This window comes from Acinetobacter sp. F16 (assembly GCF_052712855.1).
Map to the genome: position 1 here is coordinate 1 of NZ_JBRATK010000019.1, position 13,794 is coordinate 13,794.

Annotated in this window: 12 protein-coding genes and 1 pseudogene; 8 read left to right on the forward strand and 5 right to left on the reverse strand. The window is 40.4% G+C overall.

The window, feature by feature from the left end:
• Window positions 1–85 (forward strand): annotated as a pseudogene (locus ACU0NF_RS10815) (IS5/IS1182 family transposase); the annotation flags it as partial.
• Window positions 86–192: 107 nt separating this feature from the next.
• Here ACU0NF_RS10815 and ACU0NF_RS10820 read toward each other — a convergent pair.
• The 4 genes from ACU0NF_RS10820 to uvrB all read right to left on the reverse strand — a co-directional run bounded on the left by ACU0NF_RS10820 (window position 193) and on the right by uvrB (window position 5,894).
• Entirely contained in the window at window positions 193–1,956 is a 1,764-nt protein-coding gene (locus ACU0NF_RS10820; RefSeq protein ID WP_445661123.1) for a hypothetical protein, read from the reverse strand.
• Between the two features lie 90 nt (window positions 1,957–2,046).
• A complete protein-coding gene (gene rarD, locus ACU0NF_RS10825) occupies window positions 2,047–3,003 on the reverse strand; it encodes an EamA family transporter RarD (protein ID WP_445661124.1) in 957 nt (318 codons plus the stop codon).
• 139 nt (window positions 3,004–3,142) lie between these two features.
• Window positions 3,143–3,724: a lipocalin family protein gene (locus tag ACU0NF_RS10830; protein WP_445661125.1), complete on the reverse strand. Its 582-nt coding sequence runs from the start codon at window positions 3,722–3,724 to the stop codon at window positions 3,143–3,145.
• Window positions 3,725–3,869: 145 nt separating this feature from the next.
• Window positions 3,870–5,894 (reverse strand): excinuclease ABC subunit UvrB, encoded by a 2,025-nt coding sequence (gene uvrB, locus ACU0NF_RS10835; RefSeq protein WP_370983490.1) that lies wholly within the window; start codon window positions 5,892–5,894, stop codon window positions 3,870–3,872.
• 327 nt (window positions 5,895–6,221) lie between these two features.
• Between uvrB and ACU0NF_RS10840 the strand changes: the two genes are divergently transcribed.
• Both ACU0NF_RS10840 and ACU0NF_RS10845 read left to right on the forward strand, forming a co-directional pair.
• Entirely contained in the window at window positions 6,222–7,010 is a 789-nt protein-coding gene (locus tag ACU0NF_RS10840; protein WP_445661126.1) for an A1S_2505 family phage non-structural protein, read from the forward strand.
• 182 nt (window positions 7,011–7,192) lie between these two features.
• On the forward strand, window positions 7,193–8,650 hold the full coding sequence (locus ACU0NF_RS10845) for a diguanylate cyclase domain-containing protein (protein WP_445661127.1): 1,458 nt from the start codon (window positions 7,193–7,195) through the stop codon (window positions 8,648–8,650).
• Window positions 8,651–8,737: 87 nt separating this feature from the next.
• Here ACU0NF_RS10845 and ACU0NF_RS10850 read toward each other — a convergent pair whose 3' ends face one another.
• Window positions 8,738–8,917, reverse strand: coding sequence for a hypothetical protein (locus ACU0NF_RS10850; RefSeq protein ID WP_067725036.1), 180 nt, complete (start codon window positions 8,915–8,917; stop codon window positions 8,738–8,740).
• A 416-nt stretch (window positions 8,918–9,333) separates the two neighbouring features.
• Between ACU0NF_RS10850 and ACU0NF_RS10855 the strand changes: the two genes are divergently transcribed.
• The 5 genes from ACU0NF_RS10855 (at window position 9,334) to ACU0NF_RS10875 (ending at window position 13,716) form a co-directional block, all read left to right on the forward strand.
• A complete protein-coding gene (locus ACU0NF_RS10855) occupies window positions 9,334–10,416 on the forward strand; it encodes an OmpW/AlkL family protein (protein WP_445661128.1) in 1,083 nt (360 codons plus the stop codon).
• 157 nt (window positions 10,417–10,573) lie between these two features.
• Entirely contained in the window at window positions 10,574–11,788 is a 1,215-nt protein-coding gene (locus ACU0NF_RS10860) for an MFS transporter (RefSeq protein WP_445661129.1), read from the forward strand.
• Window positions 11,781–11,915 (forward strand): hypothetical protein, encoded by a 135-nt coding sequence (locus tag ACU0NF_RS10865; RefSeq protein ID WP_268916188.1) that lies wholly within the window; start codon window positions 11,781–11,783, stop codon window positions 11,913–11,915. Before ACU0NF_RS10860 ends, ACU0NF_RS10865 begins: the two co-directional genes overlap by 8 nt.
• A 184-nt stretch (window positions 11,916–12,099) precedes the next feature.
• On the forward strand, window positions 12,100–13,062 hold the full coding sequence (locus ACU0NF_RS10870; protein WP_445661130.1) for a TauD/TfdA dioxygenase family protein: 963 nt from the start codon (window positions 12,100–12,102) through the stop codon (window positions 13,060–13,062).
• A gap of 324 nt (window positions 13,063–13,386) precedes the next feature.
• Window positions 13,387–13,716, forward strand: coding sequence for a four-helix bundle copper-binding protein (locus tag ACU0NF_RS10875; protein ID WP_445661131.1), 330 nt, complete (start codon window positions 13,387–13,389; stop codon window positions 13,714–13,716).
• Window positions 13,717–13,794: the final 78 nt, after the last annotated feature.

Here is a 13,794-nt window from a genome sequence, read left to right on the forward strand (position 1 = left end):
TAAGCTAAAGTGTAGCTATGAGGGTGCAGTTGCATTAGCTTGTGTATTTATTTGGCTACCTTTATCGGGTAAATTCTATACTTGAAATGTCAACAGACCCTATAATGATTTTGCTTTTTAAAATTTTAAAACCGCTATTTTAGCGGCTTTAAAAAGTTTTTTGTTAAATGTTGTTTAATCACTCAATCCCATTTATTCGAAAGTGATTACATCCTCGATCGGCTTCTGCGCTTTACTGCCTGCTGAAAAATTCAGATCTAAACTCATTGATGCATTAAAGTCTTCGATCTCAAAAGTATCATAGGTTTCAGGAAGATGAATGAGCATGGGTAAACGCGTTAAGCCATTATCACCACAAGGGAAAGCATAATGACGTGCAACCTCCTGCAGATGTTGTAAGGTTTCAAACTCAATAAAGACGCTGTTGTTGGCATGTGTTCGCGGCACCTGAAGAATGGTTAAAAATATATCCCGCTTCATTTTTTGTGCTTTTGCTGTTGCCAGCTCTAATTCTTGGCTAACTGTATTTTTTGCCCATAATTTTTTAAAAAATGATTTTTTCTGATCTTCTTGCTGTAAACGGCTTTGTTTCTTCAAATACATCTTCAGTTCACGGTATTCCTGAAGAGGGTCTGTAATTGCACTTTGGATGTCTTTAATCGGTTGCTCTGATCGCGTATGCATCACTTCCCATTCATATCGATTCATCGGGATAAATGTTTCAGGCTTACGTTTCTCAAGAAGTTTTAAAAAGCCCAATAATTTGTATTCAAAATTTTGAATGTAATCATTAAACATAAAAGCAGGTTGAGACTTGAATTCTCTGTAGTAAGCCAAAATTTCAGAAAAATTCTTATGCACATGTAAATACAAGTAATCAAACTCTTCAATATGCGAAAGATGATCTTTAATCGCATCACGAATTGGCAATAAATATGCCTTAGTGAGCACGCTTTCAAAATTTTTCAAATGTCGTTGTGCCACCACATCGGCATTTTTCTCAACAACTTGAATAGGCTCTACCAATAAAGGTAGCAATTTTTGTTCACATACCTGTTCAAGCTGATGCACAATGTCCATGACATCCAGATGAATCTGGCTTTGTAGCGTCACCATACGTTGCATTTGGGCTTTAATCACATCAATTACATCGCTTTCCATATCATTGTGCAATTCAAGGACCAAAATATTCAGATATACCTGATTAGGCAAAGCGCCCTGTTCTTCCACGATAAAACGACGAATTGAATATGGGTTTTGCTCTAGGTCCATGACCGGTGCGACAATGAATAAAAATTTTGAAGTTCGCACTATATCGAAATGTCGAATTTTTTGTTCTTGAAGAAGGAAGTAACGAAAAATAGGATGCTTCATCTCTTCCGCTTGTTTTTTTAACAGCGGTTTGAACCAATATCCTAACAATTGTTGCTTAATAAAAACTTCTAAAATAAAACACTTAATTTGCGCTGTTGTCAGCTGACGAATACCATCCAGAGCTGGAATATCCAGTTCACGAATAATTTCTGCGGCATTTAGTAAAAAAGTACGGCGCAACTCTAACTTTTCACGCTGCATATGGAAGTTTTCTTCCACTTCAATCTGATCAATTTGAGCAATCGCATTTTCTAAATAATCTGCAATCTGTAGTGCATCAGTTAAAGTTTTCAGGCTACTTAAGGAAAAATGTAATGTATTCGCAAAATATTTAATTTTTTCCTGCGTCAATTTTTGACAAAGCAATTCAACAGAAGGTTGACCCTGATAGCTAAACTGATTGAGTTCACGATCCCATTTGATCTTTTTAGGTCGTAGCACTTGATGATCAATGGTATTTTGAATATCCGTTGAAGTATCAGCAAGGATCAGCTTTAACTCGCGCTCCCACTCTAAATCTAAACTGGGCTCAATTTGTAATAATCGTGCACGCAGATGATATGGTATCGTCGCAGTTTGCATGCTGTCCCCTCTCCAAGTGAATCGTGTGATTTTGAGATTTTATATTTAACCCAATGAAGCTCATTGCGAAGCTTCACTTTGTCTAACAATCTATATTATATCATTATTATCATTATTATCATTACGGCGCTGCTCAAACCCTTCTGCATTTTTAAGCAAATGTTGCTTGTTCTGCTGCTGCTTAATGACATGTAAAATCCCCTCTAGCACCAGCAATAAAACAGCAAGCCAGATGGGAATGTAAGTAAACCACTCTGCTGCTTCTACCCTTTCACCCAAGGCAATGGAGGCAAAAGCCAGCAATACCGGTTCTAGATAGCTTAACAATCCAAATATAACAAAAGGCAGATACCGGCTCGCCAGAATATAACTTCCCAATCCCAAGGCACTTAAAAAGCCCAATCCTAAAACCGCCCAGATTAAGTGGGGAAATTGTCCAATTAAAGCAAAAGAGTCGCTATATACAACCGCCAAATAAATAGCGACGGGAAGGATTAAAAACAAGTCCCACCAGAAACCACCCAAGTGGTCAGTTTTAAAAGCACGTCTTAAAAAGAAATAAACCGGATAGGCAACGGCAACATAGGCCGTTTCCCAGGCAATACTGCCAATGCGCCATAGCTCATGCCCCACCCCAATACTGGCAAAAATCACCGCAGCAATCTGCCACTTGGACAGTTTTTCTTTGTAAAGTACACAACCAATCAGTACCATCACCAAGGGTAATAAAAAATACCCCAAAGAGACTTCCAGACCACGCCCGTTAATCGGTCCCCATAAGAACAACCAAAGCTGGGTAGTGCATAAAAGTGAACTGATGATCAGCCAGATTAAAAAAGTCGGTTGCTTGAAAATCCGTTTAAAAATTTCCGTGATATGTTTTAAATCACCGGTCCACCACATAAATAAAGTTAAAAATGGCAGTGTGGCCAACATACGCCAAGCAAAAGTCTGCTCGCTATCTAAAGGCTTTAAGAATTGGGTGTAGAAATACAAAACCCCAAAAGTGACCGATGCCAATACAGACAAAGCTACGCCTTTATACATTTTGTATCTCTGGATTTATCTCGCCTGCATTATAAACATGACACACCAAGAAAACTTGATAATTCATCCTTCAAATTGACCATCCAATAAAAAACCATGCCGAAGCATGGTTTGATCACTCAATCTTTTAAGCTTATTTCTAGGTCTGCTTGGTGTAAATCACATCACCAATGTCATAGCCTATAGATTGGGCATAATCCAGATATTCCTTGACCACTGCTTGATCCGGGTGTGCTGAACGGGACAACACCCACAGATATCTACGGCGTGGCTCACCCACCAACACGGTTTGATAAGCATCATCAATTTTTAGCACCCAGTAATCCCCACGTCCTACCGGCAACCAGCGAACAGATTCTGGCAAGAAACTGACTTTCAGCTTAGTGTTAAAGGGTGCATTTTGAATGAATGCCTCACCGACAGAATGGTTTAATTTTCCATCTTTACTATAGCAACGGTTATCTACGCCAATATTGCCATTTTCATTGAGCGTATAGGTCGCAGATACATCACGGTCACATTTATTTTGGAAGTACATTGGCTTACGGGCAACTTCATACCAAACACCTAAATATTTATCTAATTCGACTTTTTCAACGGTGGCTAAGGACTTGGTTTGTGCATAAGCCATGGTTGCCATACCCAAACCAATCAGCACCGCGCCACCCAACGCAATTTTAGCCAGTTTAAAGCCGGCTTTAGAAAGATCATTCGTTGTCATAAAGCTACCTTTTTAGTCAAAATTTAAGAATTATTTCAAAGTTATAGTGAGTCGCCACTTCAAAATAACCCATTCCAACTTATTGATACTGTAGAGTTATGTAATGATTTTGCAGTAAAAAATTACTTTTTCAACGAATTTACACCTAACTTAACATCTGTGCTTTTAAGCGAACAATCTCATCACGCAGTCGCGCTGCCTGTTCAAACTGCAATTCTTTCGATGCTTTCAGCATCTCTTTTTCCAGTTTGGACATGTGTTTCGCCAGCAACTTAGGATCGGCCAGAATATGGCGCTCATCCGCACTTAAAGCACGTGCCTGGTCCGAGATATTTTCATCAATCTGATCATCAGTCAGCACTTCACCGGTATCAATATCCTTATTGTTTTGGCGTTTGGTACTGCGTGGCGTAATACCATGCAATTCATTAAATTCGATCTGCTTGGCACGACGTCGGTCGGTTTCATCAATCGCTTTTCGCATGGAATCGGTAATACGATCAGCATACAAAATTGCTTTACCCTTCACATTACGCGCGGCACGACCGATAGTCTGAATCAGTGAGCGCTCAGAACGCAAGAAACCCTCTTTATCGGCATCCAGAATCGCCACCAAAGATACTTCTGGCATATCCAGACCTTCACGTAACAGGTTAATGCCGACCAGCACATCATGCACACCCGAACGTAATTCATGAATAATCTTCACCCGTTCTACGGTATCGATATCTGAATGTAAATAAGCGACTTTTATCCCATATTCCTTTAAATATGAAGTTAAATCTTCCGCCATACGCTTGGTGAGTGTGGTGATCAAAACACGCTCATCGATATCTTTACGCAGATTGATTTCTGAAAGCACGTCATCGACTTGGGTCAGTACTGGACGAATTTCAATTTCAGGATCGACCAGACCGGTTGGACGAACCACCTGCTCTGCAATTTGCTCAGATCTTTCCAGTTCATATTTTGCCGGGGTTGCGCTGACATAAATGGTGGTCGGAACTATGCGCTGCCATTCTTCAAACTGCATTGGGCGGTTATCCAAAGCACTCGGTAAACGAAAACCATAATTGACCAGGTTTTCTTTACGTGAACGGTCACCTTTATACATCGCGCCAATTTGCGGAACCGTGACATGCGATTCATCAATAATCAGTAAAGCATCGTCAGGAATATAGTCGAATAAGGTCGGTGGTGCTTCACCCGATGGACGACCTGACAAATGACGCGAATAGTTTTCGATACCGTTGGTATAGCCCAACTGCTGCATCATTTCCAGATCATAACGGGTACGCTGTTCAATCCGCTGTGCTTCAAGTAATTTGTCATTTTCGCGAAAGAAGACCAAACGCTCTTTCAGCTCTTCACGAATGGTACCAATGGCGCGCTGCAAGTTATCTTTCGGGGTCACATAATGACTTTTTGGATAAATTGTCACCCGCGGTACTTTACGCACCATTTTCCCGGTTAATGGATCAAACCAGCGGATGGAATCGACTTCATCATCAAACAGTTCAATACGAATCGCATCCTGATCGGATTCGGCCGGGAAAATATCCATAATTTCACCGCGAATACGGTAAGTACCGCGTAAAAATTCAAGTTCATTGCGGGTATATTGCATCTCGACCAGACGACGAATAATGTCATCACGGCTGATTCGGTCACCCTGAACAATATGCAGCAACATGCTCATATAGGCGTTTGGATCACCCAAACCATAAATCGCAGAGACAGATGCCACAATAATGGCATCGCGACGTTCTAATAATGCACGCGTTGCTGAAAGGCGCATCTGATCAATATGATCATTAATGGCAGAATCTTTTTCGATAAAGGTATCGGAAGATGGGACATAGGCTTCCGGCTGATAGTAGTCATAATAACTGACAAAATATTCAACCGCATTATTCGGGAAAAATGACTTAAATTCGCCGTATAACTGTGCAGCCAAGGTCTTGTTGTGCGCCATGACAATGGTTGGACGTTGGGTCCGGGCAATGACATTGGCCATGGTATAAGTTTTACCCGAACCCGTCACCCCCAATAGCAACTGGTCGTGATAGCCTTTTTCAATACCACTGACCAGTTTCTCAATGGCTTGCGGCTGATCACCCGCAGGTTGATAGCTGGTCACTAACTCAAAAGGTTGTTGACTATCCGACATATTTTTCAGCTTCTATACAATAATACAATTCCAATAATATGAGGGCTAAAGCTCAACATGCAATATCGGGATATTTATATTTGTGTATTTAGAATATTTTAAATCTCTTCTATCGCTCTATTGTTTTTTATGTCTTAACTAGCTTAAATCACGAGCATACAACGGAATTATTAAATGAGCGTTTCTGAGTAGATAGGGTTGAAATAGGTAAAGAATTTGACCTTCATTTATGATCTGTAGGCTAAATTTAAAAATACTGATCTTTCACTTGACCATCCGCTATTTCAATTGCAACATGAATGAAAGACCATACGATTGTATTCGCCTATGTCATATCACTATCACGATGAAAATATTGTAAAAAGCTTGCCTGAAGATACTGTGTTTGTTTTTGGCAGCAATATGGCAGGACAGCATGCAGGTGGAGCTGCACGTACTGCGCTTGAGCACTTTGGTGCAATTTCAGGTGTCGGTCGCGGCTGGTCAGGTCAAAGTTATGCCATTCCGACCATGAATGAGCATTTGCAACAAATGCCGCTGTCGCAAATTCAGCACTATATTGATGATTTCAAGATTTATACCAAAAACCATCCCAAGATGACCTATTTCATCACCTCAGTGGGCTGTGGCATTGCAGGTTACAAAACTGAAGAAATTGCGCCGATGTTTAAGGGCATTTCACATAATGTGATTTTGCCAAGTTCATTCCGCCCTTTTGTAGAAAGAGCCTTACCAAAGCTGACCCGGCATTTTTTAAGAACTGTTTTTAATGATGAGCTGATTTTTTCCACACGTGATGATGAGGTGATTACTAGCCTCGATTTATCTGAAAATGAAAAAAGTGCCGCAAGAATCATTTTAAATACAGAAATCTATCCAACTGATAGCAATGGCCGTGATCGTAGTTTTGAAATTTCGGATATTTTACATGTTCTAAATGGCAAAATATTTGAATGGCAAAACAACTCTGAAGGTCCGATGATGTTTGGTGGCGTGATTTTAGCTTTGCTTGAACTGTACAATATTAATGAAAAAGATTTTATTGATGTTTGGCTAGGGGAACGGGAAATTCCTGCCCCAAAACCAGAAAATAAAGCACGCAGAAAAAATCGCTAATTTTTAATCTCGCTTAACAAAAGCCAATTTATAAAATTGGCTTTTTAATGATGGGATTAAACATTTTATGATTCAATTGTCATTAATAAAAATTATTAATTTACTTATCACATTATTTTAAAATCATTTTTTTCATTCTATACTGCATTCTTAAATTTAAATAAAAATGATGAGCTCGTGTAATGGAAATGTTGGATTCTCCTTTTTTTGAATTATCACCCATTGCCATGTGGCTTGAAGACTACAGCGAAGTTAAAAAACAATTTGATCTCTGGCGTGAACAGGGCGTCGAAAATCTGTTAGATTTTCTACAACAAGATGAATCCCGAATACTTGAATGTGCAAGAAAAATTAAATTATTAAAAGTAAATTCTAAAACTCTGGAACTGTATCAAGCCCGGGACTTTGAGCATTTACACCAAAATCTTGATCTGGTCTTTAAACAAGACATGAGTAAAACCCATGTCAAGGAACTGCTTGCCTTATGGAATGGCGAAACCCAGTTTTCCAATTCCGCAGTGAACTATACTCTGACGGGCCAACGTCTGGATATCCAGCTCAAAGGCATTGTACTGCCGCAACATGAACACGATTTATCACTGCTGTTAATTACCACTGAAGATATTACTTCTTACACCGAAGCCTGCCGTCTTGAAGAAAAAAGTCGACACCTCGCGGAAGCACGCTTTATTTATTCTCCTACCTCGCTTTGGGTGGAAGATTTCAGCCGGATCAAGGTTAAATTAGATAAATTACGGGATTTGGGTATTGAAGACTTTCCGACTTTTTTAGATGTGCATAATGAGTTTGTCTATGAGTGCATTAAAGATATTCTGATCATTGATGTCAATCAGGCCACACTGGAACTATTTGGCGCACCAAATAAAGACGTGTTATTTCAAAACATGCATAAAGTTTTTGCTCAGGAAATGACCCAAACCTTTCGTGATCAATTAATTGAACTGTGGAATGGCAATATTCATCATCAGCGTGAAGCCGTGAATTATGCACTCGATGGCAGCGTGCGCCACGTCCTGCTGCAATTTACCGTATTCCCCGATTATCTGGATAACTGGGGAATGGTTCAGGTTGCACTCACCGACATTACCGCACGTAAAAAAGCTGAAAAATATCTGGAATATTTAGGCAAGCACGACGTGCTGACCAAACTGTATAACCGTTCTTTTTATACGACTGAATTAAATCGTTTACAACGTAACAGGCAGCGTCCTGTATCTTGTATTTTTATAGACATGAATGGATTAAAGGAACTGAATGACAGTTTAGGTCATGATGCCGGCGATAGTTTATTACAACGTATGGGCAACGTCTTGAATCAGGTGGTGCAGCAAACCCTATATACTGCCTGCCGGATTGGTGGCGACGAGTTTGTCATACTGTTGCCGGGTGCTGATGAAGCAGCGCTACAAAACTGTTTACAAAGCCTGCAAGAACTTTTATTTGTAGATAACCAGTTTTATTCCACTCAACCGATTAGCCTGTCGATGGGTTATGCGACCAATTATGCGGATGAACGCATGGAAGACATGCTAAAACGTGCTGACATGGCGATGTATCAAGACAAAAGAAATTATTATCTGAATCACAATAGAAGAAAACCAACAGCGAATGATCTTTAATGAATCAACGTGGATCGCGTTACTTAAATAAAAAAGTCATAATAAAAAAAGCCATGGCTAAAACCATGGCTTTTTTTATTTGAAAGCTTAGCGCTTTCCCATCGAACGGCGTGTACCGCGAGGTGGCATCCAGGTACGGTCAGCATAACGCTGTGGACGTGGACGCAGTTCTTCCAACACTTCATCCGCATTTTGCTCATTCTCTTTTTTAATCGGGAAAGGCAAATTGACCAATGGTTTTTTCTTGGGAGTATTTTGGGTGCTCATGTGATTCACTCAAGGATTTCTGAGACATATTGTACGGAAAAATGCCCCCAAGTGCGAGATACGATTTTAGCTGGTTTATATCATCGCTTCTATTCACTGCATCAAAGCCACCTCAATAGCAGCTGAGTAGTGGTTTATACCACTACAAAGGACTTAAAAAACACGTCAAAATGCGTTAAAAATATCTAAATATTTGCGTCATTATTTTCCATCTTAAACCCTTATAAATTTACCAATAAGCAAAAAAAGAAGTTACAAAAAATTATTTTTATCTATGTTATTGATAACAAATAAGCAAAATGATTACAGGAACACAACTAGATTTATATTTTTAAATAACAGTCAGGTGATTTTTCAACCATATAATAAAAATTAGAAAAAAACTTAAAAACGTAAAATGGACATGGAGTCCCTGAATGAAAAAGTCGCTACTTTGTATTATGTCGTCTCTTGCTGCCCTACCTGCAATCAGTCATGCCGATTCACCCTATTTTAGTCTACAAGATGGTGATGGATTTAAACGCTTTTCTGTTTCTGTTGGTGCACTACATGTCATGCCTCAAGGTAAAGCTCAGCCCTTTCAAGTCAATACTGCAGTTAAAAATGGTGAAGTTTCCAAAAATGGTGACATTCAAGTCGATACCGTATTAAACAACCTGAATCCGGATGTGGATCAAAAAGCTCTGGCGACAGTATTAAAGGGATTAGGTTTTCTTACAGGCGGTCAACTCGGCAGTGGACTTAGTGGCAGTGCAAAGATTCAAGGTTTAGAGCAATGGGACAATCCGGGGACCGGCTTAGAGGCAGATGATGTCACGACTCTTGGCATTATGACCAATTATTTCTTTACCGATCATGTTTCCTTTGAAATGAAAGCGGGCATTCCGCCTAAAGTCGACTTACAAGGAAAAGGTAAAATTTATGCGCCATTTTCTGCCATTGCCACACCCCAAATTGGCAATTTACCGCTGGAATTCCTCAATATTGATCTGCAAAACGATATTTTTATTACTGATTTAGAAGGCAATGGTCCCGCTGCTACAGCACGCGCCTGGACGCCTGCCTTTGAATTCCAATACCATTTTGGTAAAACTGGGGTCAATAAATTTCGCCCTTATGTAGGCTTAGGCGTCATGTATGCTTATTTCAATGAGCTGGAAATTAACCCGCGTACCGAACAGGACTTAATTGCGGCAGGCCATATGATTGCCAATATTAAAGAAGGCAATGCCGGCGCTTCGCTAGAAGGCAAACTGAGCAAAGCCAATCCTCAAGTTGAACTAGAGGCAACGGATGCCATTGCCCCAATCGCCACTGTTGGTTTTACTTATGACTTTAATGACAAGTGGTTTGCGGTTGGTTCAGTTTCCTATGCGCACATGAAAAATGAGACCACCATTACCGTGACTGACGCGACCCACGGTGAATTAATCCGCTCTAAAGCTGATATCGAGATTAACCCATTATTGGCTTATGCCGGTGTAGGGATTCGCTTCTAAAAGTCTTTTTAAGAAAAGGACGGCTTTATGTCGTCTTTTTTTGATTTCATAAAATTTTCTATAACTTAATTTTATCGTTTGTTTAAAATTTATTTAATCGCTTCCCTATTCGGAATCTAATAACATAGCGACACCGCAATTGCAGCATGGATGAATTATGTCAGATACACGTTTTTCCAAACCTCTTATTTACATGTTAATTGGAAGTGCGCTAATTCTGGCGTTATCCCTCGGCGTGCGTCATGCTTTCGGTTTATATCTGGTGCCCATGAGCCATGAATTTGGCTGGGGACATAATGTCTTTAGTCTTGCCATTGCAATGCAGAACCTGATCTGGGGTGCGGTACAACCCATCACCGGTGCTTTTGCAGATAAATATGGCAGTAAAATTGTGGTTGCTGTGGGCGGCGCTTTATACAGTATCGGCTTATTGCTTATGGCATTCAGCTCTACAGGCTTAATGCTAAATTTAAGCGTCGGTTTAATCTTGGGCTTAGCCCTATCCGCAACCTCTTTTCCAGTGTTACTTTCTGCTGTGGGACGTGCTGCACATCCTGAAAAGCGCAGCCTTGCAATGGGGATTGCCAGTGCCGCAGGTTCTTTTGGGCAATTCATCATGTTGCCATCGACCTTACTACTTTTACAAAATATTGGCTGGTCAGCCGCACTGATCGTCAGTGCTATTTTGATTGCCCTGATTATTCCTTTAGCCTGGATGTTAAAAGCACCAATGTATGTCGCTCCCAACGCATCTTCGCTTGCCGACAAGCCCGCTTTAAGCTTTAAGCAAATCTTGGTGATTGCCAAAAATCATACCCCGTTTTGGTTCCTGGCCTTGGGCTTTTTGGTCTGTGGCTTTCAAGTGGTGTTTATTGGAATCCATTTACCGGGTTATCTGATTGATCATGGATTTAATGCAACCACAGGCACCATTTTTCTGGCTTTAGTCGGTTTATTTAATATAGTCGGGACCTATACTGCAGGCTGGCTGGGCGGAAAATATTCTAAACCTCGCTTATTGATGGGTTTATATGGCTTACGTGGGATCGCCATTATTGGCTTTTTGGCACTGCCTTTAACCACATGGACAATTTATGCCTTTGGCGTCATTATGGGATTACTCTGGCTCTCTACCGTACCTTTGACCAATGGTATTGTGGCGAATATGTTTGGGGTTAAATACCTTTCCATGCTCAGCGGCATCGTATTTTTTACCCATCAAGTCGGTTCATTTTTTGGTGGATGGCTCGGTGGTGTCAATCACGACATGACTGGCAACTACAATATGGTGTGGATGTTTTCGATCGTGCTGAGTCTATTGGGTATCGTGGTGCATTTCTTCGTTAATGAGGAGGCTGTGATTCATGACTGATTCTCTATTTGGATTAAAAGCCATGATTGCTTTGGCGGTGATTGGATTCATCAGTTTAGCCATTTTATTGTGGTTCAAAACTCCGCAACTGTTTGAATACTTCAATCAAGCGTTCTGTCCACATTAATGCTTAAAAATCAGCACATAAACAGCAAAAAAACTGCTTTATTTTGCTGTTTATATTAAAAGTTTAACAATCATTCATTTAATAAAATTTCATTGTTATTTCATAAGTTTAGCACTTCTTTTGATTTGGTCTTTGGGTCATTCTTGATTAGATTTTTCTCACAGCAAAATAATTTGAGAAAACAATGACCAGCCTTACCCAACTATCCCAAGCCATTCATGATGCACCACGTTGGCATCAGGCAGAACAATTTCAAAACCCAGAAGAAATCAGCATTATCCCCTTACAAGGTGAAGCATTAGGTGCCGTTGTTTTTGATTTGGATGCTCGTAAAGCACAAGCCGGTGAAACGATTCACCGGCTGAAACAAGCCCTCGCTGAACACTTGATTTTAATTTTTAAAAAACAGACATTAGATGATTTGCAGTACTTGGCTTTCACCAGTTATTTTGGCTCTATATTCCGCCCTAGTGCAGACAATCCAGTACTTGCAACGCAATCGGATACGGGCACGCCACCCGATGTCATTCCTGTCTCGAATGCCGTGGGTCAAGGCGATTACACCGGTCATGGTGAACTTTCACCGCATGCCGATCATCAATGGACGCCACAACCCTCTTTTGGTTCCTTGCTCTATGCGATTGAACTTCCAGAAGATGGCGGCCAGACCTCATGGTTCAACACCATTCAGGCTTATGAAGCTTTAGACCGTGACACTCAAAAACATATTGATGAGTTGCAACTGATTACCTATAACCCGTTTGTCCGCAGGCAACAGCTTCAAGACCATGATAGCAATGGCTATGGCACAAGTCCTTTATACCGTTTTAAAGATCAACCGATTATTGGACATGCTTATCCGCATCCATTAGTACGCACACATCCGGAAAGTGGTCGCAAAGCGCTTTGGCTAAATACACGAAGTGAAGTGGAACTGGTGAATTATGATGATCAAACAGGCAGTGAATTAATCGCTTCATTACGCGCGCATATCCTTAAGCCTGAATTCCGCTATGAACATCAATGGGAAATTGGCGATATCGTGTTTTGGGATAATCAGGTGACTTTACACTCACGTCGCCCTTTCCCGGCTGATCAGCGCCGTTTACTGAAACGAATCAGTCTGGCAGGAAGTCGTCCTTTTTAATAAGAAATAAAGATAAAAAGAAACTCTAATCAAATTGTCTAAAATGATTTAACTCATGATCTCTAATCTTTGATCTTTATATTTCACCATTGAGAATGACTATCTCAATGGTGATTTCTTAAAATAGACTTTGAAATAGATCATGCTCTGCTCACACTCCTTATCTGCAAAATTAAAATGATTGAGAGAATCTATTTTTATAAAATGATAATTTAACAAAATCCCTGCTTTATTTACTTTTTCTCACCCAATGGGACTAGTGTATTTGTCTTTTTCTGATTAGCGTATTCAGTGATTAAAATGCATCACATCAAGGAGAAAAATATGAATAACAGCCATTTTTCAGATTGTGCCCAAGCCTGTATGCACTGCTCTCTGGCCTGTGCCACCTGTGCCAGTGCCTGCCTAAAAGAAGAACATTTAGAAATGATGCGCGAGTGTATTCAGCGCTGTCTGGATTGTGCCGACATCTGTCAACTCTGCGCCCGTATGGAACAGAAACAGTCACCTTTTAGGCAGGAGATGTGTGCTTTATGCGCTAAAGCCTGTGATTACTGTGCGGAAGAATGCGGCAAGCATCAGGATGAACATTGTCAGCGCTGTGCCGAAGCCTGCCGTCAATGTGCGGAAGAATGCCGAAAAATGGCAGCCTGATTGCTCTTTGATCAGCCGTAGTTAAAAGATAACTTTTCAGTATATCCATCTTAGTGATTTTCTTTGATTAAACTGATC

Bases quoted from the DNA above. Each gene is read 5' to 3' on its own strand.
- ACU0NF_RS10855 (WP_445661128.1), top strand. From the start codon at position 9,334: ATGAAAAAGTCGCTACTTTGTATTATGTCGTCTCTTGCTGCCCTACCT.
- ACU0NF_RS10875 (WP_445661131.1), top strand. From the start codon at position 13,387: ATGAATAACAGCCATTTTTCAGATTGTGCCCAAGCCTGTATGCACTGC.
- ACU0NF_RS10830 (WP_445661125.1), bottom strand. From the start codon at position 3,724: ATGACAACGAATGATCTTTCTAAAGCCGGCTTTAAACTGGCTAAAATT.
- ACU0NF_RS10820 (WP_445661123.1), bottom strand. From the start codon at position 1,956: ATGCAAACTGCGACGATACCATATCATCTGCGTGCACGATTATTACAA.
- ACU0NF_RS10865 (WP_268916188.1), top strand. From the start codon at position 11,781: ATGACTGATTCTCTATTTGGATTAAAAGCCATGATTGCTTTGGCGGTG.
- ACU0NF_RS10860 (WP_445661129.1), top strand. From the start codon at position 10,574: ATGTCAGATACACGTTTTTCCAAACCTCTTATTTACATGTTAATTGGA.
- ACU0NF_RS10870 (WP_445661130.1), top strand. From the start codon at position 12,100: ATGACCAGCCTTACCCAACTATCCCAAGCCATTCATGATGCACCACGT.
- uvrB (WP_370983490.1), bottom strand. From the start codon at position 5,894: ATGTCGGATAGTCAACAACCTTTTGAGTTAGTGACCAGCTATCAACCT.
- ACU0NF_RS10850 (WP_067725036.1), bottom strand. From the start codon at position 8,917: ATGAGCACCCAAAATACTCCCAAGAAAAAACCATTGGTCAATTTGCCT.
- ACU0NF_RS10845 (WP_445661127.1), top strand. From the start codon at position 7,193: ATGGAAATGTTGGATTCTCCTTTTTTTGAATTATCACCCATTGCCATG.
- ACU0NF_RS10840 (WP_445661126.1), top strand. From the start codon at position 6,222: ATGTCATATCACTATCACGATGAAAATATTGTAAAAAGCTTGCCTGAA.
- rarD (WP_445661124.1), bottom strand. From the start codon at position 3,003: ATGTATAAAGGCGTAGCTTTGTCTGTATTGGCATCGGTCACTTTTGGG.